The following is a 20,113-nucleotide window of genomic DNA, read 5'->3' on the forward strand; positions in this document are numbered from 1 at the left end:
ATAGTGACCCGCGTCGCAGCCACGTCCCTGCCCGACGCCGCCCCGGGACGAGCACCGACCTCCTGGTTGACGCCAGCCCCGCGACGCACGAGGCGGCCAGGAGACCTCGATCTCCGCAGAACTGCCCCGCAGCACCGCGCCGCGCGTCCCAGAGGACGAGACGAGAGAGAGATAGATCACATTCGGACCGCCATCGCGTCGCGAGAGGGCCGGTTCGACAGCACCACCACAGTTCGTTCACTAGAGTGATGTGGGACAGACGGTGCCGGGTAAGGATGCTCGGTTCCACAACGGGAGCCCCGGACTCGCCAGTTCCGCCCCCCTGACTCGCCACAGGAGGCGCTCAGTGCCCAGTGCACCTGCCGGCACGTTGTACCGCGGCCGCGAAGGCATGTGGTCGTGGGTCGCGCATCGCGTGACCGGCGTGCTGATCTTCTTCTTCCTGCTCGTCCACGTCCTCGACACGGCGCTCGTCCGTGTGTCCCCCGAGGCGTACAACGCCGTCATCGGCACGTACCAGACGCCCATCATGGGCCTCGGCGAGGCGGGCCTCGTGGCCGCCATCGTCTTCCACGCCTTCAACGGTATCCGCATCATCCTGGTCGACTTCTGGGCCAAGGGTCCTAGGTACCAGCGCGTCATGCTCTGGGTCGTCATCGGCCTCTTCGTCGTGACCATGGCCGGATTCCTGCCGCGTCACCTCATGCACGTCTTCGGGGGGAACTGATGACCGCCACTGCCCCGACCATCGCGGACCCGCGCGAGCCCTACAAGCGCCTGCGGACCACCCGGTCCAACTTCGAGCTCTACGGCTGGGTCTTCATGCGTGCCTCCGGCGTGATCCTGCTCGTCCTCATCTTCGGCCACCTGTTCGTCAACCTCATGGTCGGCGACGGCGTCAACGCGATCGACTTCGCGTTCGTCGGCGGCAAGTGGGCCTCGCCGTTCTGGCAGATCTGGGACCTGCTCATGCTGTGGCTCGGGATGATGCACGGCACCAACGGTGTGCGCACCATCGTCAACGACTACGCCGAGCGCCCCCTCGTCCGGCTGTGGCTCAAGGTCGCGCTCTACACGGCCTTCGTGGCGGTCACCGTGCTCGGCACGCTCGTGATCTTCACCTTCGACCCGTGCCCGGTCGACGCCCCCGCCGAGCTGCTCGCGTCGTTCTGCTCCGCGTAGCCCCCCTCTGCGCAGCTACCCACAGACACTGACACACACCTCAACTCGCCTCGAGGAGGCATCGACCCCGATGCAGACCCATCAGTACGACGTCGTGATCGTCGGCGCCGGCGGCGCAGGCATGCGCGCGGCCCTGGAGGCGTCCGGCGAAGTCCGCACCGCCGTGATCTCCAAGCTCTACCCCACGCGCTCCCACACCGGCGCGGCGCAGGGCGGCATGTGCGCCGCCCTCGCCAACGTCGAGGAGGACAACTGGGAGTGGCACACCTTCGACACGGTCAAGGGTGGTGACTACCTGGTCGACCAGGACGCCGCCGAGATCATGGCGAAGGAGGCCATCGACGCGGTCCTCGACCTCGAGCGCATGGGCCTGCCCTTCAACCGCACCCCCGAGGGCAAGATCGACCAGCGCCGCTTCGGCGGGCACACCCGCAACCACGGCGAGGCCGCCGTCCGCCGCTCGTGCTACGCCGCGGACCGCACCGGTCACATGATCCTGCAGACGCTCTACCAGAACTGCGTCAAGCAGGACGTGGAGTTCTTCAACGAGTTCTACGTCCTCGACCTCATCGTCGACCACGACCTCTCCGAGGGGCACGTCCCCGACGGCGAGGAGGTCAACGCGACCGGTGTCGTCGCCTACGACCTCGCCACCGGCGAGATCCACGTCTTCCAGGCCAAGGCGATCATCTTCGCGACCGGCGGCGCCGGCAAGATCTACAAGACGACCTCGAACGCCCACACCCTCACCGGTGACGGCATGGCGCTCGCGCTGCGCCGCGGCTTCCCGCTCGAGGACATGGAGTTCTTCCAGTTCCACCCGACAGGCCTCGCCGGCCTCGGCATCCTCCTCTCGGAGGCGGCCCGCGGCGAGGGCGGGATCCTGCGCAACGGCGACGGCGAGCGCTTCATGGAGCGCTACGCCCCAACCATCAAGGACCTCGCCCCGCGCGACATCGTCGCCCGGTCGATGGCCAACGAGGTCCGCGAGGGCCGCGGAGCCGGGCCGAACAAGGACTACGTCCTCCTCGACCTCACGCACCTCGAGCCGGCTCACATCGACGCCAAGCTCCCGGACATCACCGAGTTCGCACGCACCTACCTCGGCATCGAGCCCTACACCGAGCCCGTGCCGGTCTACCCGACCGCGCACTACGCGATGGGTGGCATCCCCACCAACGTCGACGCCGAGGTGCTGCGCAACAACACCGACGTCGTCCGCGGCCTCTACGCCGCCGGCGAGGTCGCCTGCGTGTCCGTCCACGGCTCCAACCGTCTCGGCACCAACTCGCTCCTCGACATCAACGTCTTCGGCAAGCGCGCCGGCCGTACCGCCGCCGCGTACGCCAAGACCGCGACCTTCCGGGACCTCCCCGAGGACGCCGCGGACTCCGTGATCGCGACGCTCGACGAGATGCGTGGCCGTCCCGACGGCGAGCGGGTCTCCGACATCCGTCGTGAGCTGCAGGAGACCATGGACGCCAACGCCCAGGTGTTCCGCACCGAGGAGTCGCTGCGCACCTGCCTCGCGGACATCCGCACGCTGCAGGACCGCTACAAGAACGTCTCGGTCCAGGACAAGGGTCGGCTGTTCAACACGGACCTGCTCGAGGCCCTCGAGCTCGGGTTCCTCCTCGACATCGCCGAGGTCGTCGTCATCGGCGCCCTCAACCGCAAGGAGTCTCGCGGCGGTCACTTCCGCGAGGACTTCCCCGACCGCGACGACGAGAAGTTCATGCTCCACACGATGGCGTACCGGCGCCCGCTCGACGACTCGGCCACGGTCGAGAGCGTCGACGGCACCGAGGGCGTCTTCTCCGAGCAGAGCGTCTTCGACACCTACAAGGTCATGCTCGGCGGCAAGTCCGTCGTGCAGACCCGGTACGAGCCCATGGAGCGTAAGTACTGATGACTGCCACCATCGACGAGGCCCCGGCCTCCTCCGTCCCCGAGATCCCCAGCTTCGAGGTCACCCTCAAGGTCCGCCGCTACTCCCCCGAGTCGGCGCACGGCGACGAGGCGTACTGGGACGAGTTCACCGTCACCGCGCACGGTACCGACCGCGTCCTCGACGCCCTCCACAAGATCAAGTGGGAGCACGACGGCTCCGTCACCTTCCGGCGCTCCTGCGCGCACGGCATCTGCGGATCTGACGCCATGCGCATCAACGGCCGCAACCGCCTGGCGTGCAAGACGCTCCTCAAGGACGTCAACCCCGACAAGCCCATCATCGTCGAGCCCATCAAGGGCCTCCCGGTGATCAAGGACCTCGTGGTCGACATGGAGCCGTTCTTCGCCTCCTACCGCGAGATCATGCCGTTCCTCGTCACCACCGGGAACCAGCCCTCGGGCGAGCGCCTGCAGTCGGCCGAGCAGCGCGAGCGCTTCGACGACACCACCAAGTGCATCCTCTGCGCCGCGTGCACGTCGTCCTGCCCCGTGTTCTGGACCGACGGTCAGTACTTCGGCCCCGCGGCCATCGTCAACGCGCACCGCTTCATCTTCGACTCCCGCGACGAGGGAGCCGAGCAGCGCCTCGAGATCCTCAACGACAAGGAAGGCGTGTGGCGCTGCCGCACCACCTTCAACTGCTCCGAGGCCTGCCCTCGCGGCATCGAGGTCACCAAGGCCATCCAGGAGGTCAAGCGGGCGATGATCACCCGCGCCTTCTAGTCCACGGCGCCCCGGCGCGGAGGACACGACGCAGAAGAGGTCGGCACCCCTGGGGTGCCGACCTCTTCTACGTCTGCGGGGCCCGCTCCTGCCGCGCTCAGCCTCGACGGCGCCCGAGGAGATAGCCGCCGACGCCTGCGGCAGCGAGGGTCAGCAGACGGCGTCCGACCGTCACCGACGCGACCTGGACCTCGGCCCGCCGCCCCTCGGCAGCCGTCACCGGGTCTGCCTCGCCGGACCGCGCACGCTCGATGGCCTGCTCCGCCGCCTCGACGTCCGAGACCTTCTCGAGCAGCTCCAGCGGCAGGTCCGCGCTGATGGCAGCAGCAGTCAGCAGGATCCGTGCCGACAGGTTGATCCAGATGAGGAGGGTGATGATCGCCGCGAAAGAGGTGAGGACCGGGTTGGTGCTCGCGCTGCTCGCCACCACGGAGGTCCCCAGGAACCGGATGACCCCGAAGCCCACCGCGGCGACCACAGCGCCCAGGAGCAGGTCGCGACGTGCGGGGTGCACGGCAGACAGCAGGCGCACGATGAGCACGAAGGTGCCGACGTCCACGAGGAAGGCGACCAGGAGCCCGAGCACGGGCAGCAGGTAGCGACCCGTGCCCTCGAGGCCGAGGAGGTCGAGGAGCCAGCTGCTCACCGAGCCCACCACGATGCCGATCACGGCGGAGGCCAGGACCGCCAGCCCGATCACCACGAAGCCGCCCAGCTGACGCACCTTGACGAGCACCGGGTTGCCGACGCCCGGGGGGAGCCCGAACATCGCACGGACGGCCACCTGGACGGCTCCCATGCAGGAGATCGCCGAGACCAGCAGCACCACGACCGACACGATGCTCGCGACGCTCAGCGAGGTCGAGGTGACGAGCTCCTGGGGATCGATCAAGCCGGTCGTGGAGTCCCCGGAGACCGTCTGCAGCATGCCGGGCAGCGCGGTGTTGACCGAGTCGATCACCGAGTCGAGCAGCTCGTCGTTGTTCCCGAGGAAGCGCATGAACACCGTGAAGCCGATGGTCAGCCCGGCGAACACCGAGAAGATCGCCGAGTAGGCGATGCCACCGCACAGCAGGGCGCCGTTGACCTGCCCGTAGCGGGTGAGCGCCCGCGCCAGCCGGGTGGTCTTCCACCAGGCGAGGAGCGCCTGGACGCGCTGCGCCAGGCTCGGGCTCTCCACGGGTGCCTCGGTGCCGTCGTCGGCCTTCTCGGTGCTCCTGCGCACGTCCTGCTCGTCGTGCGTGTCTGCCGCGAGGTCCTGGTCCTGCGTCTCTGCCGTCGCGACCTCACCCGGTCGCCTGCTGTCCTTCGAGGTGGTGGTCACCGGACGAGCCTATGAGGTCGGCCGCGACGTGGCATCCGGGGACGGTTGCCGCGGGCGGGCGCTACGCAGCGGTGGGCCTGCTCGTCCGGCTCAGGCCGCCCCGAGCGGGTACGCCCGGACCGGGCGCCACACGCTGTCGTCGCCGTGCTCGAAGAGCGACACCGACTCGACCGAGAAGGTCGCCTCGTAGCCCGCCATCGCCTCGAAGGCGGCGTCGAGCGCCTCGTCGGGCACCTCGTGCGCGACCGTCACGTGCGGGTGGTAGTTGAACCGCAGGTCCTGGGCGAGCGGCCCCGAGCGCACCATCGCCTCGAGGGACTCGCACTCGGCGATCCCCTGCGCCACCTGGACGAACACGACGGGCGAGACCGGGCGGAAGGTCCCGCTGCTGCGGAGCTGCACCACGAAGGGCGCAGAGCGCGCCGCGATCGAGGACAGGTGCTCGTCGACCTGGGACATCTGCCCGGGCTCGAGCACCGTCGGGCCGAGGATGGTGATGTGCGGCGGGATGTGGTCGGCGAGCGGGTCTCCCGCCGTCCGCCGCGCCTCCTGCAGCTGCGCGCCGAAGGGGTCGGGGATCTCGACCGAGACGCCGATGCGGCGCTGGTCCCCGACCCGCTCGGGCAGGTTCACGACCGCGACCCCGAGGCGGGCAGCAGACCGACCTTGTCGTACACGCGGGCCAGGGTGACGCTCGCGATCTCGCGAGCCTTCTCCGAGCCCGCGGCGAGCACACGGTCGAGCTCGGCCGGGTCGGACAGGTAGGAGTCGACGCGCTCCTGGAACGGGGTGAGGAAGTCGACGACCACCTCGGCGAGGTCCACCTTGAGGTGGCCGTACTGCTTGTCCGCGTACTCGGCCTCGAGCTCGGTGACGCTGCGCCCCGAGAGTGCCGAGTAGATCGTCAGCAGGTTGGAGACGCCCGGCTTGGTGGCGGGGTCGTAGCGGACGACCGCCTCGTCGTCGGTGACGGCGGACTTGATGCGCTTGGCGGAGACCTTGGGCTCGTCGAGCAGCCAGATGACGCCCTTGCCGGTCGCCGACTTGCTCATCTTCGCGGTCGGCTCCTGCAGGTCGTAGATCTTCGCGACGGCCTTGACGATGTGCGCCTCCGGGACCACCACGGTGTCCTCGCCGAAACGGGAGTTGAGGCGCTCGGCGATGTCACGGGTGATCTCGAGGTGCTGGCGCTGGTCCTCGCCCACGGGGACGCGCTCCGCGCCGTAGAGGAGGATGTCGGCAGCCATGAGCACCGGGTAGGTGAACAGACCGACGGTCGTGCCGTCGGTGCCCTGCTTCGCAGCCTTGTCCTTGAACTGCGTCATGCGGCTGGCCTCGCCGAAGCCCGTCTGGCACGACAGGATCCAGGCGAGCTCCGCGTGCTCGGGGACGTGCGACTGCACGAAGAGCGTGGAGCGCTCCGGGTCCACGCCACCCGCGAGGTACTGGGCCAGGGTGCGGCGGGTGCGCTCGCGCAGGCGGGCCGGCTCGGGGTTGACGGTCAGCGCGTGGAGGTCCGCCATCATGTACAGCGTGTCGTACGAGTCCTGGAGGGCGACCCACTGCGTCAGCGCACCGATGTAGTTGCCGAGGGTGAGGGAGTCGTCGGTGGGCTGCATGCCCGACAGGATGCGCGGGCGCTGCACGTCGTTGACCATCCGCTCATTCTGGCACCGAAGCGCGGGCTTTACCGAATCGCTCAGGTCGCCTCGGGGTCGAAGGGCGCGGCCTCCCCGGCCTGGAGGGCCGGCTGGGGCTCAGGCCACCGCGCGGCGCCCGCCTGCGGCGTCGGGTCGGTCGTGTCGCGGGACACCGCTGCGCCCGTGGCCGCAGCCGCTGCGGTCGCGGCACCCACGGCGGTCTCCGCCGCCTTGGCGGCGGACGCGGAGGGGGCGGCGGGCGACCCGGTCGGCCTGGCGGGCTTGCTCGGCTTGGAGGGAGACACCGGGGTGTCGTCCAGGAGCGCGTCCCGGACGATCCGTCGCGGGTCGTAGCGTCGAGGGTCGAGCTGAGCCCAGTCCACGTCGGTGATCTCGGGCCCGAGCTCTTCGCTGACCTTCTCCTTGGCGTCGGCCATGAGCACGCGGGCGCGCTTGACCAGCCCGGCGAGCTGCTCGGCGTACTTGGGGAGCCGCTCCGGGCCGATCACCAGGACGGCGATCACCAGGATGATGATGGCCTCACCACCGTTGATTCCGAACACGCTCAACCCTCGCCGCTCGTCGCCTTGTCGAGCACTATCGACACGTCCCGCTCATCATCGCCGGAGCGCACGCGCAGCACAACAGTGTCGCCGGGTGCCTTCGCCCGGATCGCGACGATGAGCTCGTCGGACTGCGTGACCGGACGGCCGTCGACGGCCAGGATCACGTCGCCCGGGGCGATGCCCGCCGCCTCGGCAGGACCACCGGGGGTCACCGGGGGCTGGTCGCCCTGGGAGTCCTGCACCACCTGGACGCCCTCGCCGTCGTACGCCGAGTCCAGCAGCACCCCGATGATCGGGTAGCTGGCCGAGCCCGTGTCGATGATCTCCTGCGCAGTCCGCCGCGCCTGGTTGGACCCGATGGCGAAGCCGAGCCCGATGTTCCCCGCGCTCGTGAAGGTGCCGGGCGGCTGCGCGATCGCCGAGTTGATCCCGATGACCTGCCCCGAGCCGTCGACCAGCGGGCCGCCCGAGTTCCCCGGGTTGATCGCCGCGTCGGTCTGGAGCGCGTTGATGAAGGCCTGGTCGGTCGCGTCGCCGGCGGAGACCGGCCGGTTGAGCGCGCTGATGATCCCGGAGGTCACCGTCCCGTCCAGACCGAGCGGGGCGCCGATCGCGATGACCGGGTCTCCCACCGCGACCGCGTCCGAGTCTCCGAGGACGAGCGGCACGAGGCCCTCGCGGTCCACGCGCACCACGGCGAGGTCGTAGTCGGCCGTCCGACCGATGAGGGTCGCGGTCTCCTCGGTGCCGTCGACGAAGGTCACGCGGATGGTCCCGGCGCCCACGGCACCGGCGATCACGTGGTTGTTGGTGAGGATGTAGCCGTCCTCGCGGATGATGAAGCCGGAGCCGGTCGACTGACCGTCCGGTCCGGAGACGTAGAGCGAGACGACGCTCGGGGCGACCGTCGCGGCGATGTCGGCGATCGACCCGTCGGGACGGGTGATCGACGGGTCCGCGGAGACCGTCGGCAGCGGCTGCCCTGCGGTCGGGCCCGTCACCGCGTCCCAGACGCGTTCGCCAGCGATGCCGCCGACGGCCCCGAGCAGGAGCGCACCGACGAGCAGCCCGGTCACGGCGGGCCGACGACCACCCTTCCGCTGCTCCGAGGGCGTCCCCGTCACGACCAGCGCCTCCTGCTGCGTGGCGGCGGACTCGAACCAGTGCGCGCTCGGGGTCGCCCCGGGCGCGTAGGACGGAGGTCGGAGCGGGGAGGACGACGGTGCCACGGGGACGCCCTGCGCGCCGTCGGCCACCGGGCCTGCTGCGAGCGTCTCGACGGGTGACGGCTCGTGGTCTGGACCTGTTCCTCCCGGCGCTCCGTGCTCGGCGGCGATGGCACCGGCCTCGGCCCCCAGCCGGTCCCCGCCTGCCTGCGGCTCGGCCGGCTGCGGGTGGGCCGGCTGCTCGGGCGTCGCCGGTCGGGCAGCCGGAGGCGCGTAGCGCAGGTGCTCCGGGGGCGTCGGCGAACCCTCCTGACGCGGCTGGTACGACGGCGCCGCGTGGACAGGCGGGAGCGGGACCGGGAGGACGCTGCGCCCCGGGTCGCCCTGCGGCTGCGACGGTGGGCCGGCGGCCTCGCTCGTGGGGTCGTCCGTGCTCGGATCGGTCACGAGAGCACTCCTGTCAGTGTCGTCCACCCACGCCCGACGCGCGCCTGGAACCCCGGGTCGTACTCGTCGACCGGGAACGTGGACACAAGTTGTAGCACGTCGTCCAGGGAACCGGGGGCCACGAGGTCGACCACGGTGTCCGACGACTGCCACACGAGGTGCACCGGGGCGTCCGAGACCACGTAGACCGGCGCTCCGCCCGCGTCGACCGTCCGGAGGTCCGACACCTTGTCGGGGTCGAGCCGGCCGTGCTGCTCACGGAGCACCACGTCGCCGAAGGGGGTGTCGAGGTCGACCTCGAGCACGTCGTCGTGGGTGCCGCTGTAGCGCACCGCGGACACCGTCACCGTGTCCGGCAGCGGGTCGGGGCGGGGCCAGCCCTGCTCGGACATCCACTCGAGCACCTCGTGGTCGTAGCCGTCCGTGCCGGGTCCGCTGACCGTGGCACCGTCGCCCGAGGCGAGGACGAGGCCGTCGCTCGAGCGCAGCTGCGCGGCGGCCGCGAGGGCGGAGAGCGCCTCGGTCTGCTGGCGGTCGGGGGCGACCATCGGGCGGTCACCGAGGGTGAACAGGCTCACCGTGACCATGGTGGTCCCGAGGATCGCGGCGATCACGGCGCGCCCGCGGCGTCCCCCCCGGTGGTCGACGTCGCCGCACAGCGCGCGCCACCGGGGGGGGAGCTGCTCGTGCGGCACCAGCGGCGAGGCGCTCGCTGCGCGCGGGCCGCCGCCCTCACCGCGTCCGGGCTCGTCGAAGCCGACGACCTCTCCGGCCGCCGGTGCCGGCGGCTCGGACATGGACAGCAGACGGCTCATGAAGTCGGGGGCCGGGCGCACCTCGTCGATGTCGAGCACGAGGGCGCGCCGTGCCGCACGGGCGTCCTCCACCTCGCGCGCGCACACCGGGCAGGCCGCGAGGTGGGCGAGGCACCTCTCCCGGTCCGCAGGCGCGAGCTGGTTGTCGACGAGCGCGCTCACCCAGTCCCCCAGGTGCGCGCTCACGCAGCGCCGTCCGCGGCCCGGGCTCCGTGCAGCGAGAGCTCGCCGTCTGCCTCGGCCGCCGTGCCTTCGGGCGACCGGCGACGCGGTGCCCTGTCGGCGAGCGCGAGGCGCAGCTGCGACCGGGCGCGGTGGATCCGCGACCTCACGGTGCCGAGCTTGATGCCGAGGGTGACCGCGATCTCCTCGTAGGAGAGCCCCTCGATGTCGCACAGCACCACCGCGGCGCGGTACTCCGGGGCGAGCGCGTCGAGCGCGCGCTGTACGTCGTGGTCGAGGTTCGCGTGCTCGTAGCCGCGGACAGGGTCGTGGAGCTCGCCGCGTGCCGGGTACCCGGAGGAGTCGTCGCCCATGGCGTCCATCCGGATCCGCTGGCGCCGCCGCGCCTGGTCGAGGAAGAGGTTGGTCGTGATCCGGTGCAGCCACCCCTCGAAGGTCCCGGGCGTGTAGCTGCTCAGCGAGCGGAACACCCGGATGAAGACCTCCTGCGTGAGGTCTTCGGCGTCGTGCTGGTTCCCCGTGAGCCTGTAGGCGAGCCGGTACACCCGCGACGAGTGGTCCCGCACGACCGACTCCCAGCTCGGAGGCCGCCAGGCAGCCAGGTCCGCGGCAGGCTCTGCCGGTGCCGTGGTGCCGGGCGCCGCGAGGGGCGCCCCGACGTGCTCCTCGACGGGCACGTCGCGGAGGACCGCGTGGGCGGTCACCGCCGCGGGGGGCGTGGCAGCAGGCGCAGACGTGGAGGGGACCGGATGGTCAGAGGGATCGTGCACCTCCCCAGTGTCCCAGCACCAGGGCCCTGGCGCCGCACCGCAGCACGAACCTTCACCTGCTGCGCACACGTGACGGCCCGGCGCACGCACCCGGCTCCCACGCGGGGCCCCCGTGCGACGGTACGATCTGGAGCGTCAGGCACCCGTCCACGACCCCCTGGAGGACACCATCTCCGCCGACAGAGCTCAGAGCTGGGCGTACGCCGAGGACTTCGTCACCGAGGACGAGGTGCTCCTGCGAGCCCGCGGTCGCGCCGCACAGCTCGGGTGCCACGCCATGCTCCCCGGCTCGAGGGCAGCCCTCACGCTGCTCACCGCTGCCCTCGGGGCCCGGTCCGTCGTCGAGGTCGGGACGGGCACCGGCGTCGCGAGCCTCTCGCTGCTGCGGGGCATGCTCCCCGACGGTGTCCTCACCACGATCGACGGCGAGGTCGAGCACCAGCGTGCCGCCAAGGCCGCCTTCGCCGAGGCCGGGATCCGCCCGACCCGGGCCCGGGCGATCTCGGGCAGGGCGCTCGACGTGCTCCCCCGCCTGACCGACGGCGCCTACGACCTCGTCCTCGTGAGCGCCGCGGAGACCAGCTGCGCCCTGTACGTGGACCAGGCCCAGCGTCTGCTGCGCGAGGGCGGGATGCTCGTGGTCGACAACGCCCTGTGGGGCGGGAACGTGGCCGACCCGGCCCGCCGCGACGAGACGACGACCGCGGTCCGCGAGATCGGCCGCAGGCTCCGTGACGACGACCAGATGCTCTCTGCGCTGCTCCCGGTCGGCGACGGCCTGCTCGTCTCGGTCAAGCGCGCCGCTCCCGCCTGATCACCCGCGCAGCGGCTGCCTATCCGGCTGCCGCTGCCGTCAGCGCAGGGTCTCGAGGAACCTCAGGACCAGACGTGCCCCGTAGCCGGTCGCACCGGCGGGCACCTCGTGCCGCCGCGAGGTCGCGCGAGCCGGGCCCGCGATGTCGAGGTGGAGCCACCGGCGCTCGCCCACGAAGGACCTGAGGAACAGCGCGGCCGTCACCGCGCCACCGCCCTGCGGGTCGGCCGGGACGTGCCGGAGGTCGGCCACCGAGGACCGCAGCGCCGGCACGTAGTCCTCGACGAGCGGCATGTGCCACACCGGCTCACCGGTCTCCCGACCGGCGGCCTCGACGTCGGCCACGAGACCGGCGTCCTGGCTGAAGAGAGCGGCGTGGCCACGCCCGAGGCCGACGCTCGCGGCACCGGTGAGGGTCGCCACGTCGACGAGCACGTCGGGGTCCAGGGTCGCGTCGGCGTAGGCGAGCGCGTCGGCCAGCACCAGACGGCCCTCTGCGTCGGTGTTGGCGACCTCGACGGTCGTGCCGCCGTAGAGCCGCAGCACGTCGCCGGGGCGGAACGAGGAGCCGCCGACGTGGTTCTCGGCCAGCGGGAGGACCGCCGTGACCGTGTGGCGGACGCGCGCGCGGGACGCACCGAGGACCGCGGCGAGCGCGACGGCGGCACCGGCCATGTCGGTCTTCATCGGCACCATGGCCTCGCGCGGCTTGATCGAGAGACCGCCGGTGTCGTAGGTGATGCCCTTGCCGACCAGCACGACGTGCTGCCCGCCGTCACCCTCGACCGGGGTGTAGGTGACGGTCACGAGGCGCGGCGGGCGGGCCGAGCCGCGCCCGACCGCGAGCACACCGCCGAAGCCCTGGCCCTCGAGGGCCGGGACGTCGAGCACGGTCACGTCGAGCCCCTCGGCCTGTGCGAGGTCGACGGCCCGGTCGGCGAACCACTCCGGGGACTTGATGTTCGAGGGGGTCGCGGCGAGGTCGCGGACCAACCACGTGGCCCACGCGCTCTGCGTCGCCTGGTCGACCGCGTCCTGGGCGGCGTCGCCGAGGAGCACGAGCTGCTCGGCGGGCCCGGGGGCCGGGTCCTGCGCCGAGAGGCGGACCGGGGTGTAGGCACCGAGCAGGTATCCCTCGACGAGGGCGCGGGTCGCGGACGCGTCGCCCGACGCGGCGACCGGGGTGAGGACGCGCTCGAGACCGCGGGTGGCACGCGCGAGCGCGGCCCCGGCTCGGCGGAGGTCGCCGGTGCTCTCGCGCCCGACACCGACGAACACGATCCGGTGCGGGAGGTCGACCCAGGGCAGGGACGCACCCGAGCCCACGTGGACCCGCGGGAGGTCGATGGTGTGCGTCGTCCCGGCGGCGCCGGTGAACGAGGCCCGCTCTGCGAGCTCGGCCAGGTCGACGCCGTAGCGCGTCGAGGCGTCGACCGTGCCCGCCCGGGGCTGCAGCTCGTCGTCGCCCTCGACGGGCGACCCGACGGCCACGGCGACAGCGTCGACGTCGCCGAGGAACGTGCAGGACGCGAGCGAGCCGTCGGCGACGACCACCTCGGGCAGACCGCGCCCGATGCCCTCGCGGGCGGTGGCCGAGGCCGAGAACGTGGTGCGAGGAGCCAAGGTCAGCCCACTACTGCCTTCAGGGCCTCGCCCAGCTCGCCCGCCTCGACGGCGTTGAGCTCGACCACGAGGCGGCCTCCACCTTCGAGGGGGACGCGCATGACGATCCCGCGTCCTTCTTTGGTGACCTCGAGGGGGCCGTCACCCGTACGGGGCTTCATCGCAGCCATTGGTGGCTCTCCATTTCCGTCGATACCGCCGTGTGTCTCGAGCCATATTCTAGTTCACCCCGGGTGTGACCTGCGCCCTCGTCGTGCGGCGACGCGCCGCAGGATCCCCGCACGGTCGTCTCCAGGGCGCCCGGACCTCCCTCGTCCGGGTCAGACGAGGCCGCGCAGGACCCGGGCGGGAGCCTCGTCGCCGCGCACCGCGGCGGTCATGTCGAGCACGCGCCGGGTCGCCCGGACGTCGTGCGCGCGGAAGACCGTCGCCCCCATCCACGCGGCCAGCGCGGTCGCGGCCAGCGTCCCCTCGAGCCGGTCCTCGGCCGGGAGGTCGAGCGTCTCGCCCACGAAGTCCTTGCGCGACAGGGCCATGAGCACGGGAAAACCGAGCCCGGTGAGACGTCCGGTGCTGCGCAGCAGGTGGAGCGAGTGCCAGGTGCTCTTGCCGAAGTCGTGGGTGGGGTCCACCAGCACGGACTCGCGCGGGACACCGCAGGCCACCGCGCGCCGCGCCGCCGCCGCGAGGGTGGCGAGGACGTCCAGGACCACCCCGTCCCGGGGGTCGGTGCCGGCCGGGGCGTCGAGCGGCACGGGGTACCGGACCTGGAAGGGGTCCGTCCTCGGGACCGCTCCCCCGGTGTGGGAGCACACGACGCCCGCGCCGGCACGTCCCGCCTCCTCGACCAGGCCGGGGTCGTGACCGGCCCAGGTGTCGTTGAGCAGGTCGGCCCCCGCACCCAGGACCTCCCGGGCCACCTCGGACCGCCAGGTGTCGACGCTGACGAGCATGTCGGGGAACTCGGCCCGGACGCGCTCGACGAACGGGACGGTCCGGCGGATCTCCTCCGCGACCGTCACCTCCGGCCCGGTCCCGGCACGGACTCCCCCGACGTCGACGATCTCGGCACCCTCGAGGCTGGCGCGCTCGACCGCGCGGAGCGCCTCGGTGTCGTCCGCCTGCCGGGCACCCGAGTAGAAGGAGTCCGTCGTCCGGTTGACGATGGCCATGATCGCGGCCGACGTCGCCCCGACGGTCCGCCCGCGCAGCACGAGCGCGGCCGCCCGGGGCGGGAGCGCCGCCCCGGCCGGCGGCTGCCCTGGGGTGGTCAACCGGCTGCCGGCCGTGACGCCTCGTCGACCGTCTCGGCGCTGGACTCGGCGGCCGCGGTCTCGTCGGCGGCAGCCTGCTCGCGGGCGCGGAGCTCCTCGTTCCGGTCGCACACGATGCGCACGGCCTCGTCGGCGTCGTCGACGATCGAGAACAGCGCGAGGTCCTTGGCGTGGATCATCCCGCGCTCGAGGACCGCGGTGCTCAGCCAGTCGAGGAGGCCGGTCCAGTAGTCCTTGCCCACGAGCACGATCGGGAACTCGGTCACCTTGTGCGTCTGCACCAGCGTCAGCGCCTCGAACATCTCGTCGAGCGTCCCGAACCCGCCGGGCAGCACCACGAACCCGGAGGCGTACTTGACGAACATCGTCTTGCGGGCGAAGAAGTAGCGGAAGTTCACGCCGAGGTCGACGTACTCGTTCATGCCCTGCTCGAAGGGGAGCTCGATGCCCAGCCCGACCGAGAGGCCGCCCGCCTCGCGGGCGCCCTTGTTGGCGGCCTCCATGATCCCGGGGCCGCCACCGGTGATGACCGCGTAGCCGCGGTCCACCAGACCGCGACCGACAGCGACACCGAGCTCGTAGTCGGGGTGGTCCCGCGGCGTCCGTGCCGAGCCGAACACGCTCACGGCCTGGCCGACCTCGGCGAGGGCGCCGAAGCCCTCGACGAACTCGCTCTGGATCCGCATGACGCGCCACGGGTCGGAGTGCACCCACTCCGTGTCGTGCTGCCTGTCGAGCAGGCGCTGGTCCGTGGTCTGCGCGGGGATCTGCTGCCCCCGGAGGATCACCGGTCCCTTGCGGTAGCCGGTCCCGGTCTGTGCCAGTCCTTCGTCCGTCATGGTCCGAGCCTACGTGCTCACGGGCCGCCCACCAGGTGCGACACAGGACCGGCCGGGCGAACGTCAGGAGGCGGTCTCGCAGACGTGCGGTGAACACCACCGCCGGCTGGCCCGTCGGCCCGGCGGCGGGCCGACCGACCGACGTCCCGAGAGGTCAGCGCAGCAGCCAGGTGCGCAGCGCCTCGTAGCAGAGCACGATCTGCGACGCCGGGCAGTGCTCGTCGTCCTTGTGGGCGAGCAGCGGGTCACCGGGGCCGAAGTTCACCGCGGGGACGCCGAGCTCGGAGAAGCGCGCCACGTCCGTCCAGCCGTACTTGGGGGCGGGGGCGCCGCCGGTGACCTCGAGCACCGCCTCGGTGAAGTCGACGGCGAGCGGCGCGTCGAGCCCGGGGCGGGCCCCGGCCGCCGCGTCGGTGACCGTGACGTCGAAGCCCTCGAAGAGGTCGCGCGTGTGCTGCTCCGCCTCGGCGAGCGAGCGCGACGGCGCGAAGCGGAAGTTCACGGTCACGACGCACTCGTCCGGGATGACGTTCCCGGCGATGCCGCCGCGCACGCCGACGGCGTTCATGCCCTCGCGGAACACGAGCCCCTCGACCTCGGTCGAGGCCGGCTCGTACGCGGCGAGCCGGGTCAGGACCTCGGCCGCCCCGTGGATCGCGTTGGTCCCCATCCAGGAGCGCGCCGAGTGCGCGGCCTCCCCGGGGACGCGGACCTCGACGCGCAGGGTGCCGTTGCAGCCGCCCTCGATCCCCGCGGCCGTGGGCTCGCAGAGCACGGCGAAGTCGCCCTCGAGCAGCTCGGGTCGGGTCCGGACGATGCGGCCGAGACCGTTGAGGGAGGACTCGACCTCCTCGTGGTCGTAGAACACCCAGGTGACGTCGCGCGTCGGCTCCACGAGCTCGGCGGCCAGCGCGAGCTGGACGGCGACGCCGCCCTTCATGTCGACGGTCCCCCGTCCCCAGAGCTCGGCGTGGACACCCTCGCCCACGACGCGCACGGGGAGGTTGTCGGCGACCGGGACCGTGTCGAGGTGCCCGGCGACGACCACGCGCTCTGCGCGGCCCAGCGTGGTCCGCGCGACCACGGCGTCGCCGTCGCGGACGACCTCGAGGTGCGTGAGGCCCGAGAGCGCCGCCTCCACCGCGTCGGCGACGGCACGCTCGTCGCCGCTCACCGAGGGGATGTCGCAGAGGGCCCGGGTGAGCTCGACCACGCCTCCGGTGAGGTCGAGCACGGGACGGTCGGCGGGAGCAGGAGTCTGGGAGGTCACCTGCCCGACCCTAGCGCGCACCCAGGGCGGGACGCCCAGCAGGTCTCGCCCGTCGGCACCTGCACACGGCCTCCACGCGCCGCCGCATAGGCTGAGCACCATGACTTCATCGACCTCACGCTCCGCCTGGGGCCACGGCCTGGCCACCGTCACGACCGCAGGGACCGTCCTCGACGTCTGGTACCCGAGCCCCGCTCTCGGCCACGCACCGGAGGACGCCACCGAGCCCGCCGAGCTCGCGGCCCTCGTGGGCCGCGACGAGGACCGCGGCGTCGACCTGGTCCTCGTCCAGGTCGAGATCGACCTCGACGAGGCCCCGACGGACGCGACCGACGCCTACCTGCGCCTGCACCTGCTCTCCCACCGGCTCGTGGCACCCCACGGGCAGAACCTCGACGGGCTGTTCGGCGTGCTCACCAACGTCGTGTGGACCAACCACGGGCCGTGCGCGGTCGACGGCTTCGACCTGGTGCGCGCCCGGCTGCGCGCCCGTGGCCCGGTGACGGTCTTCGGCATCGACAAGTTCCCCCGCATGGTCGACTACGTCGTGCCGTCCGGCGTCCGCGTCGCCGACGCCGACCGGGTCCGCCTCGGCGCGCACCTCGCGTCCGGCACGACCGTCATGCACGAGGGCTTCGTCAACTTCAACGCGGGGACGCTCGGCACCTCCATGGTCGAGGGCCGTATCTCGGCCGGCGTGGTCGTGGGCGACGGCAGCGACATCGGTGGCGGCGCCTCGATCATGGGGACCCTCTCCGGCGGCGGCACCCAGGTCGTCTCGATCGGACGACGCTCGCTCCTCGGGGCCAACGCCGGGCTCGGCATCGTGCTCGGCGACGACTGCGTCGTCGAGTCGGGCCTCTACCTCACCGCGGGCAGCAAGGTCACCCTGGTCGGCTCCACCTCCGGGCCCGACGGCGGCCCCGCCGTGGTCAAGGCCCGTGAGCTCTCCGGCCGGGACAACCTGCTGTTCCGCCGCAACTCGCTCACGGGCGGGGTCGAGGCCGTCGCCCGGGACGGCGTCGGCATCGAGCTGAACGCCGCGCTGCACGCCAACTAGCCGTGGCACCACCACGCACCCGGCCCCCACGGACGGCCGCGCGCACGGCGCGCGCGGCCCGTTCGCGGCGCGCCGCGATCCGGCGCGCCCTGCTGACGACGGTCTCGGTGGTCGCCCTCGGCGGCCTCGCGGTCGGCGGGGTGGTCTTCTTCCTCGACCGGGTGCAGCCCCAGGCCTCGGAACGTCAGGGCTGCGTCGCGACCCTCGACGACACCTCGTGGCGGCTCTCGGTCACGCAGGCCGACAACGCGGCGCTCATCGCCACCATGTCGCTGCGCCGTGAGATGCCGGCGCGCGCGGCGACGATCGGGCTCGCGACGGCGCTGCAGGAGTCGAGCCTGGTCAACATCGACTACGGGGACCGTGACTCGGTCGGGCTGTTCCAGCAGCGCACGTCGCAGGGCTGGGGCACGATCGAGGAGATCATGGACCCCGTCTACTCCACCACCAAGTTCTACGAGGGCCTGGAGACGGTCGACGGCTACCTCGACCTCCCCGTGACGGTGGCCGCCCAGGCCGTCCAGCGCTCCGGGTTCCCGGACGCCTACGCCCAGCACGAGTCCCGCTCGCGGGCCTGGGCCGCCGCGCTCCGCGGGCAGACTCCGGCCGGGATCACCTGCACGCTCCCCGACGCCGCGCGGGTCGAGGCGGGGAACCCGACGAGCGTCGACGCGGCGCTGGCGACGGTCGAGGCACGCGTGGCCCGAGACCTCGGCGACGGGGTCGCGAGCCGCGGTGACGGTCTCTCCGTGGTGCTCGACGCCGCGCCGCTCAGCGGCCGGGACCCGGTCGACGCCGTCGCGCAGGCGCTCGGGTCCTGGTCCGTCGCGACCGCCTCGGCGACAGGGGTCCAGACGGTCTCGGTCGGCGACGCACGGTGGGACCGCACGTCCCGCGCGTGGACGACGGTCGACCCGGCTGCGGCCGTGCCCGAGGGACAGGTGCGCCTCACCCTGCCTGCAGCGGGCTGACCCTCGAGCCAGGACCACCAGCGACGACGACGCCCGCCGTGCCAGAGGGCAGGGCGGGCGTCGTCGTCGGTGCTGATCGAGCGGGTCAGACCTGCTCAGCGCTCCGAGACGGGGCGGTAGTCGCGCTCGGTGGCGCCGGTGTAGATCTGGCGCGGGCGGCCGATCTTGGTCTGCGGGTCCTTCATCATCTCGCGCCACTGGGCGATCCAGCCGGGCATGCGGCCGAGGGCGAAGAGCGGCGTGAACATCGCGGGCTCGAAGCCCATCGCCTTGTAGATGAGCCCCGTGTAGAAGTCCACGTTGGGGTAGAGCTTGCGCTCGATGAAGTAGTCGTCGTTGAGGGCGATCTCCTCGAGCTGCAGCGCGATGTCGAGGAGCTCGTCGCGCTTGCCGAGCGTCTGGAGCACGGCGTCCGCGCTCTTCTTGACGATCGCCGCGCGCGGGTCGTAGTTCTTGTAGACCCGGTGGCCGAAGCCCATGAGGCGGACGCCGTCCTCCTTGTTCTTCACCTTGGTCATGAAGGTGTCGACGTCGTAGTCCGAGGACTGGATCGACTGGAGCATCTTGAGCACGGACTCGTTGGCGCCGCCGTGCAGCGGGCCGGAGAGCGCGTTGATGCCGGCAGCCACGGAGGCGTACAGGTTCGCGTGGCTCGAGCCGACGATGCGGACCGTCGACGTCGAGCAGTTCTGCTCGTGGTCGGCGTGCAGGATGAGCAGCTTGTCGAGCGCGTCGACGACCGTGGGGTCGGAGTCGTACTGCTGGTACGGGACGGCGAAGGTCATCCGCAGGAAGTCGTCGACATAGCCGCGAGAGTAGTCCGGGTACAGCAGCGGCTCGCCGACGCGGCGGCGGTGCAGGTACGAGGTGATGGTTCGCGACTTGGCGAGCAGGAGCACCGTGGCGAGCTCGATCGTCTCGTCGTCGAAGGGGTCGAGGGACTCCGGGTAGAACGTCGACAGCGCGTTGATCGCCGACGACATCACGGCCATGGGGTGACCGTCGCGCGGGAAGGTCCCCATGAAGGTGCGGAAGTCCTCGTGGACGAGCGTGTGGCGGTTGACGCGCTCGACGAAGGCCTCGCCCTCGCTCTTGCTCGGCAGCTCGCCGTGGATGAGGAGGTAGGCCACCTCGAGGAAGGTGGACTTCTCGGCGAGCTGGTCGATCGGGTACCCGCGGTAGCGGAGGATCCCTGCGTCGCCGTCGATGTACGTGATCTCCGACTCGCACGAGGCGGTGTTCATGAACCCGGGGTCGACGGTCACCATGCCCGTCTCGCGCAGCAGCGACGACACGACGATCCCGTCGTTGCCGTCTGTCGCCGGGACGACGGGGAGCACCTGTGACCGTCCGTCGACGTCGAGGGTGACGGTAGGTGTCTGAGAGTCCGACATAGCTTCCTTCCTGCGCACGCGGCACCACCCTGTCGGGCAGAGCGGTGCTCCTCCTGCTCGACGCCGGAGGGCGCCGCTGACTGCCGGCGTCGACCTGGGTGA

General features: G+C 71.9%; 20 protein-coding genes. 7 read left to right on the forward strand and 13 right to left on the reverse strand.

Translation table 11 applies throughout. From position 1 onward, the window contains the following. The first annotated feature begins 346 nt into the window (after positions 1-346). The 4 genes from sdhC (at position 347) to SKED_RS12680 (ending at position 3,855) form a co-directional block, all read left to right on the forward strand. A complete protein-coding gene (gene sdhC / locus SKED_RS12665; RefSeq protein ID WP_012867553.1) occupies positions 347-727 on the forward strand; it encodes a succinate dehydrogenase, cytochrome b556 subunit in 381 nt (126 codons plus the stop codon). Further along, entirely contained in the window at positions 727-1,182 is a 456-nt protein-coding gene (locus SKED_RS12670; protein ID WP_012867554.1) for a succinate dehydrogenase hydrophobic membrane anchor subunit, read from the forward strand. Before sdhC ends, SKED_RS12670 begins: the two co-directional genes overlap by 1 nt. A gap of 70 nt (positions 1,183-1,252) precedes the next feature. Continuing rightward, positions 1,253-3,091: a succinate dehydrogenase flavoprotein subunit gene (gene sdhA, locus SKED_RS12675; RefSeq protein ID WP_012867555.1), complete on the forward strand. Its 1,839-nt coding sequence runs from the start codon at positions 1,253-1,255 to the stop codon at positions 3,089-3,091. Continuing rightward, on the forward strand, positions 3,091-3,855 hold the full coding sequence (locus SKED_RS12680; RefSeq protein WP_012867556.1) for a succinate dehydrogenase iron-sulfur subunit: 765 nt from the start codon (positions 3,091-3,093) through the stop codon (positions 3,853-3,855). Before sdhA ends, SKED_RS12680 begins: the two co-directional genes overlap by 1 nt. A 97-nt stretch (positions 3,856-3,952) precedes the next feature. Here SKED_RS12680 and SKED_RS12685 read toward each other — a convergent pair whose 3' ends face one another. The 7 genes from SKED_RS12685 to sigE all read right to left on the reverse strand — a co-directional run bounded on the left by SKED_RS12685 (position 3,953) and on the right by sigE (position 10,598). Further along, positions 3,953-5,179: a YihY/virulence factor BrkB family protein gene (locus tag SKED_RS12685; RefSeq protein ID WP_143755730.1), complete on the reverse strand. Its 1,227-nt coding sequence runs from the start codon at positions 5,177-5,179 to the stop codon at positions 3,953-3,955. A 90-nt stretch (positions 5,180-5,269) separates the two neighbouring features. Beyond that, positions 5,270-5,812: a 2'-5' RNA ligase family protein gene (locus tag SKED_RS12690; RefSeq protein ID WP_012867558.1), complete on the reverse strand. Its 543-nt coding sequence runs from the start codon at positions 5,810-5,812 to the stop codon at positions 5,270-5,272. Then, on the reverse strand, positions 5,809-6,837 hold the full coding sequence (gene trpS, locus SKED_RS12695) for a tryptophan--tRNA ligase (protein ID WP_012867559.1): 1,029 nt from the start codon (positions 6,835-6,837) through the stop codon (positions 5,809-5,811). The genes SKED_RS12690 and trpS overlap by 4 nt, the downstream gene beginning before the upstream one ends. A gap of 41 nt (positions 6,838-6,878) precedes the next feature. Further along, the gene (locus tag SKED_RS12700; protein WP_012867560.1) at positions 6,879-7,382 is read right to left on the reverse strand and encodes a twin-arginine translocase TatA/TatE family subunit; all 504 of its coding nucleotides are present in this window, start codon (positions 7,380-7,382) and stop codon (positions 6,879-6,881) included. A 2-nt stretch (positions 7,383-7,384) separates the two neighbouring features. Further along, positions 7,385-8,998, reverse strand: coding sequence for a trypsin-like peptidase domain-containing protein (locus tag SKED_RS12705; RefSeq protein WP_012867561.1), 1,614 nt, complete (start codon positions 8,996-8,998; stop codon positions 7,385-7,387). Then, positions 8,995-9,999: an anti-sigma factor gene (locus tag SKED_RS20540; RefSeq protein ID WP_012867562.1), complete on the reverse strand. Its 1,005-nt coding sequence runs from the start codon at positions 9,997-9,999 to the stop codon at positions 8,995-8,997. The genes SKED_RS12705 and SKED_RS20540 overlap by 4 nt, the downstream gene beginning before the upstream one ends. Next, positions 9,996-10,598: an RNA polymerase sigma factor SigE gene (gene sigE, locus SKED_RS12715; RefSeq protein ID WP_245534661.1), complete on the reverse strand. Its 603-nt coding sequence runs from the start codon at positions 10,596-10,598 to the stop codon at positions 9,996-9,998. Before sigE ends, SKED_RS20540 begins: the two co-directional genes overlap by 4 nt. A gap of 337 nt (positions 10,599-10,935) precedes the next feature. On the opposite strand from sigE, the gene SKED_RS12720 reads away from it, so the two are divergent. Beyond that, positions 10,936-11,580 (forward strand): O-methyltransferase, encoded by a 645-nt coding sequence (locus tag SKED_RS12720; RefSeq protein ID WP_042439215.1) that lies wholly within the window; start codon positions 10,936-10,938, stop codon positions 11,578-11,580. A gap of 39 nt (positions 11,581-11,619) precedes the next feature. On the opposite strand, the gene SKED_RS12725 is transcribed toward SKED_RS12720, so the two are convergent. The 5 genes from SKED_RS12725 to dapE form a co-directional block, all read right to left on the reverse strand. Continuing rightward, positions 11,620-13,203 (reverse strand): leucyl aminopeptidase family protein, encoded by a 1,584-nt coding sequence (locus SKED_RS12725; RefSeq protein WP_012867565.1) that lies wholly within the window; start codon positions 13,201-13,203, stop codon positions 11,620-11,622. Positions 13,204-13,205: 2 nt separating this feature from the next. Next, a complete protein-coding gene (locus SKED_RS19565; RefSeq protein WP_012867566.1) occupies positions 13,206-13,373 on the reverse strand; it encodes a DUF3117 domain-containing protein in 168 nt (55 codons plus the stop codon). A 150-nt stretch (positions 13,374-13,523) separates the two neighbouring features. Then, entirely contained in the window at positions 13,524-14,477 is a 954-nt protein-coding gene (gene folP / locus SKED_RS12730; protein ID WP_012867567.1) for a dihydropteroate synthase, read from the reverse strand. Beyond that, the gene (locus SKED_RS12735) at positions 14,474-15,316 is read right to left on the reverse strand and encodes an LOG family protein (protein WP_012867568.1); all 843 of its coding nucleotides are present in this window, start codon (positions 15,314-15,316) and stop codon (positions 14,474-14,476) included. The genes folP and SKED_RS12735 overlap by 4 nt, the downstream gene beginning before the upstream one ends. A gap of 154 nt (positions 15,317-15,470) precedes the next feature. After that, complete coding sequence (dapE, locus tag SKED_RS12740) at positions 15,471-16,586, reverse strand: succinyl-diaminopimelate desuccinylase (RefSeq protein WP_245534563.1); 1,116 nt, start codon at positions 16,584-16,586, stop codon at positions 15,471-15,473. Positions 16,587-16,686: 100 nt separating this feature from the next. Between dapE and dapD the strand changes: the two genes are divergently transcribed. Further along, positions 16,687-17,646 carry a 2,3,4,5-tetrahydropyridine-2,6-dicarboxylate N-succinyltransferase gene (gene dapD / locus SKED_RS12745; RefSeq protein WP_012867570.1) on the forward strand — a complete coding sequence of 320 codons (960 nt, stop codon included), beginning with the start codon at positions 16,687-16,689 and terminating at the stop codon, positions 17,644-17,646. 2 nt (positions 17,647-17,648) lie between these two features. Beyond that, positions 17,649-18,617, forward strand: a complete 969-nt coding sequence (locus tag SKED_RS12750) for a hypothetical protein (RefSeq protein WP_245534564.1) — start codon at positions 17,649-17,651, stop codon at positions 18,615-18,617. A 95-nt stretch (positions 18,618-18,712) separates the two neighbouring features. Here SKED_RS12750 and SKED_RS12755 read toward each other — a convergent pair whose 3' ends face one another. After that, positions 18,713-20,011: a citrate synthase gene (locus SKED_RS12755; protein WP_012867572.1), complete on the reverse strand. Its 1,299-nt coding sequence runs from the start codon at positions 20,009-20,011 to the stop codon at positions 18,713-18,715. Positions 20,012-20,113: the final 102 nt, after the last annotated feature.

It is taken from the genome of Sanguibacter keddieii DSM 10542 (genome assembly GCF_000024925.1).
In the GTDB taxonomy this organism is placed as follows: Bacteria; Actinomycetota; Actinomycetes; order Actinomycetales; family Cellulomonadaceae; genus Sanguibacter; species Sanguibacter keddieii.